2 protein-coding genes are annotated in these 4,002 nt (G+C 73.3%); both read left to right on the top strand.

Annotation, left to right across the window (positions count from 1 at the left end):
- The first annotated feature begins 335 nt into the window (after nt 1-335).
- The gene (gene thrB / locus ACFU7Y_RS41240; protein ID WP_380771536.1) at nt 336-1,274 is read left to right on the top strand and encodes a homoserine kinase; all 939 of its coding nucleotides are present in this window, start codon (nt 336-338) and stop codon (nt 1,272-1,274) included.
- A gap of 602 nt (nt 1,275-1,876) precedes the next feature.
- Nucleotides 1,877-3,964: a transcription termination factor Rho gene (gene rho, locus ACFU7Y_RS41235; protein ID WP_380771534.1), complete on the top strand. Its 2,088-nt coding sequence runs from the start codon at nt 1,877-1,879 to the stop codon at nt 3,962-3,964.
- Nucleotides 3,965-4,002 lie beyond the last annotated feature (38 nt).

Here is a 4,002-nt window from a genome sequence, read left to right as displayed (position 1 = left end):
TTTCGGGGTCGGCCCGTCGGAGTTCTCCACTGACACTTTTGTGTCAATTGGGCTTCGCATTGCGATCCGTTTCCGCCCCTCTCTTTGACGGAGGGGGGTGTGCATTCCGGCCAGAACCGGCAACACACCAGATCGAAGGCCCACGGGGTGTACCGCTTGGGAACCTCTCTTCGATACTCTGGCCTCGGCCGTGTGGCACATGCCCCGGGCCCGGCGGGTCCGGGCCGAGCCGACCGCCGGGACCGCCCGCCCCCCGAGGGGCCGCGGTCCGTTCCCCCACCCTCGCACCGACGACGCGCTCCGCGCCGCCCGATTTCCCCAGGAGAGTCCACCGCATGGCCGGTCCTGCGTTCCGTGCCGCCGCCGTCCGGGTCAGGGTTCCCGCGACCAGCGCCAACCTCGGCCCGGGCTTCGACGCCTTCGGGCTCGCGCTGGGTCTGTACGACGACGTGGTCGTCCGGGTCGCCGACTCCGGCCTCTCCGTCGACATCGCCGGGGAGGGGGCCGACACACTGCCGCGCGACGAGCGCCACCTGCTGGTCCGCTCGATGCGCGCCGCCTTCCACCGGCTCGGCGGCCAGCCGCGGGGCCTCGAAGTGGTCTGCGCCAACCGGATACCGCACGGCCGCGGCCTCGGCTCCTCCTCGGCCGCCATCTGCGCCGGCATCGTGGCCGCCCGTGCGGTGACCATCGGCGGCCCGTCCGCGCTGGACGACGACGCGCTGCTGGCCCTCGCCTCCGACCTGGAGGGCCACCCGGACAACGTCGCGGCCTGTCTGCGCGGCAACTTCACCATCGCCTGGACCGACGAGGAGTCGGCCAAGGCGATCGTGCTGGAGCCGTCCGCGCAGGTCGTCCCGGTGGTGTTCGTGCCGGCCGGCGAGGTGCTCACCGAGACCGCGCGCGGCCTGCTGCCGAAGACCGTCCCGCTGGCCGACGCGGCCGTCAACGCCGGTCGCTCCGCGCTGCTGGTGGAGGCGCTGACCCGGCGTCCCGAGCTGCTCCTCGCCGCCACCGAGGACCGGCTGCACCAGGACTACCGCGCCTCCGCCATGCCGGACAGTGCCGCCCTGGTCGGCGCGCTGCGCGCCGAGGGCGTCCCCGCGGTCGTCTCCGGGGCCGGCCCGACCGTCCTGGCGCTCACCGACGAGGCGGGCGCCGACAAGGTGCTCTCCTTCGCCGGGCACCACGGCCACGGCGGCGACCCGGCGTTCGCCGCGCACCGGCTGGACGTCGACCGCACCGGGGCCGTCGTGCTCCCGCTGGACGTCTGAGCAGCCCGAACGGGCCGCTCGGGGCCCGGCGACGGCACCCTGCCGAGCCGGGTCCGACGGACACGATTGGCAAGCGCAAGGCTGGGGAATGTCTGAGGGGGTCGGTAGTGTTAACCTCATTGCTGCACCAGGTGCCCTCCGGGGCTAGGTGCGCGCGTCCCGATCCCAGCACTCCACGGCAGTGGAGTCCCGGCGATGCACGGGGCGACGATTCTCCGGGAGCCCACCGCAGCGCGTACGCAGCCTGCCTGCGCGACACGCGGTCGCATCCCGAAGCCGTGACGGCACCTGACTCCCACCCGCGGCCTCCCACCTAGAGGCCAGGACGGGCGGAGCGCGGGCCACCGTCACGCGACGGGGGCCCGGGATTCGCAGGGAGCGTGGGGGTTACGCCCTCAGGGGAGGTCGACACACGACCGGCCCACGCGCCACTCAGCACCACCGTGCTTCATGCACCGCACCTCGTACGTAGCTCTCCCTCGACGGGCTCCCGCCATTCGAGGGATCACCGCCTCGGACCGACGCAGTCGAGCGTTGGTCAGGACAGCACAACCGGTCGCCGAGCCAGACAGGCCGACGTCCGCTCCAGGGAAGGACCCTTAGTGAGCGACTCCACCGATCTGATGGGCGCGCGCCCGGACGCCGACGCGTCGGACGCAGCCGCCGCCCCCGCTGCTCCGGCGCGGCGCCGCCGCAGTGCCGCCGCGGGCCTGGACGGCATGGTCCTGGCCGAGCTCCAGAAGCTCGCCGCGGACCTTGGCATCACCGGTACCGGGCGCATGCGCAAGAGCCAGCTGATCGAGACCATCAAGGAGAAGAGCGGCGGGGACCCGCTGCTCGCCGCCGGTGGCGCCGCCCCGGCCGCCACCAAGCGCACCGCCGCCAAGGCGGACGCCGAGGCCCCGGCCGAGAAGCCGGCCCGCCGCACCAAGGCCGCCGCCAAGGCCGCCGAGGCCGCGGCCGCCGCCGCCGAGTCGCAGGCCCAGATCGAGATCCCGGTCCAGGCCGCCGCGGAGACCGCCGCGCCCGCCCGCACCGAGCGCACCCGCCGCCGCGCCACCGCGGCCGCCGGCGCCCCCACCGCCCCGGCCGGCGAGACCGAGGCCGCCGCCGTCGCGGTCGCCGAGCCGAAGCAGGCCGAGGCCCGCCCGGCCGAGACCCGTGGCTTCGAGGGCCGTGAGGACGGCCGCGAGAGCCGTCGCGACCGCCGTGAGCGGCGCGAGCGCCGTGAGGGCGGCGAGCGCACCGAGCGTCAGGAGGGCGGCGAGCCCCAGGACGGCGAGGGCCGCGAGTCGCGGCGCGACCGCCGCAACCGCCGCGAGCGCGCCGACCGCCAGGCCCAGCCGGGCGGCGGCCAGCAGCAGGGCGGCCAGGCCGACCAGCAGGGCCGCCAGGGCCAGCAGACCCAGCAGCCGCAGGCCCAGCAGGGCGGCTACGAGGACGACGAGTTCGGCGAGGGCCGCCGTGGCCGGCGCGGGCGCTACCGCGACCGCCGTGGCCGCCGTGGCCGCGAGGGCTTCGAGGCCGGCACCGTCGAGCCGCAGATCGGCGAGGACGACGTCCTGATCCCGGTCGCGGGCATCCTCGACATCCTCGACAACTACGCGTTCGTGCGCACCTCCGGCTACCTGCCGGGCCAGAACGACGTCTACGTCTCGCTCGCCCAGGTCCGCAAGAACGGCCTGCGCAAGGGTGACGCCATCACCGGTGCGGTGCGCCAGCCGCGCGAGGGCGAGCGCCGCGAGAAGTTCAACGCCATGGTGCGGCTGGACTCCGTCAACGGCATGGACCCGGAGAGCGGCCGCGGCCGTCCCGAGTTCAACAAGCTCACCCCGCTGTACCCGCAGGAGCGGCTGCGCCTGGAGACCGACCCGGGCGTGCTGACCACCCGGATCATCGACCTGGTGTCGCCGATCGGCAAGGGCCAGCGCGGTCTGATCGTCGCGCCGCCGAAGACCGGCAAGACCATGGTGCTCCAGGCGGTCGCCAACGCGATCACCCACAACAACCCCGAGTGCCACCTGATGGTCGTCCTGGTCGACGAGCGTCCGGAAGAGGTCACCGACATGCAGCGGTCGGTGAAGGGCGAGGTCATCTCCTCGACCTTCGACCGCCCGGCCGAGGACCACACCACCGTCGCCGAGCTGGCCATCGAGCGTGCCAAGCGCCTGGTGGAGCTGGGCCACGACGTGGTCATCCTGCTGGACTCGATCACCCGACTCGGCCGCGCCTACAACCTGGCGGCGCCGGCCTCCGGCCGCATCCTGTCCGGTGGTGTCGACTCGACCGCGCTCTACCCGCCGAAGAAGTTCTTCGGTGCCGCGCGCAACATCGAGAACGGCGGCTCGCTGACCATCCTGGCCACCGCGCTGGTCGAGACCGGCTCGCGCATGGACGAGGTGATCTTCGAGGAGTTCAAGGGCACCGGCAACATGGAGCTCAAGCTCGACCGGAAGCTCTCGGACAAGCGCATCTTCCCGGCCGTCGACGTGGACGCCTCCAGCACCCGCAAGGAGGAGATCCTGCTCGGCAACGAGGAGTTGGCCATCGTCTGGAAGCTGCGCCGGGTGCTGCACGCGCTCGACTCGCAGCAGGCGATCGAGCTGCTCCTGGACAAGATGAAGCAGACCAAGAGCAACGCCGAGTTCCTGATGCAGATCGCCAAGACCACCCCCGGCTCCGGCGACTGACCGTAGCCGGACGGCTGTCGAAGCACGGAACCCCGGAT

It is taken from the genome of Kitasatospora sp. NPDC057542 (genome assembly GCF_042801945.1).
GTDB lineage: Bacteria > Actinomycetota > Actinomycetes > Streptomycetales > Streptomycetaceae > Kitasatospora.
The sequence above is the reverse complement of the archived record's forward strand: the minus strand, read 5'-3'. Positions and strand labels throughout refer to the sequence as shown.

Bases quoted from the DNA above. Each gene is read 5' to 3' on its own strand.
- thrB (WP_380771536.1), top strand. From the start codon at position 336: ATGGCCGGTCCTGCGTTCCGTGCCGCCGCCGTCCGGGTCAGGGTTCCC.